Origin of the sequence: Halomonas sp. BN3-1, from assembly GCF_003056325.1 — a bacterium.
GTDB lineage: Bacteria > Pseudomonadota > Gammaproteobacteria > Pseudomonadales > Halomonadaceae > Halomonas > Halomonas litopenaei.
The window spans coordinates 1-351 of sequence record NZ_PYVV01000065.1 but is presented as its reverse complement, the minus strand read 5'-3'; the positions used below and the strand labels follow the sequence as shown (position 1 = coordinate 351).

General features: G+C 64.7%; 1 protein-coding gene. It reads right to left on the bottom strand.

What is annotated here, in order from left to right; translation table 11 throughout:
• Positions 1-351, bottom strand: a 351-nt coding sequence (locus tag C9F12_RS22325) for a hypothetical protein (protein ID WP_162816571.1), incomplete at both ends; no start/stop codon positions are given.

Genomic DNA, 351 nt, shown 5'->3' with positions numbered 1-351 from the left:
TGGCGTCGCTGCCGGCGGTAAAGGTCAGGCTCGCCACGTCGGTATCCGAGGCGGCTCCTTCGGTCTCGGCGTCATCCAGTGCCAGGCTGGCCTGGGTCGAGGCCGGATCGCTGTCGGTGACCGAAACACTCGGGCCCGTGCCGTCGGTAATGGTGACGGTGTGGCTATCGGTGGCGGTATCGCCATCGCTGTCTTCGGTGGTGATGGTGAAGTCGATCGACGGGCTGTTGCCCTGGTCGAGGTTGTCCTTGGCCTCGAAGGTCCAGTTGCCGTCACCAGTGACGGTCAGGGTGCCTTCGGCGAGCTTGAAGGTCACGGTATCGGTAGCACCGACGCCCAGCGGCTTGGTTT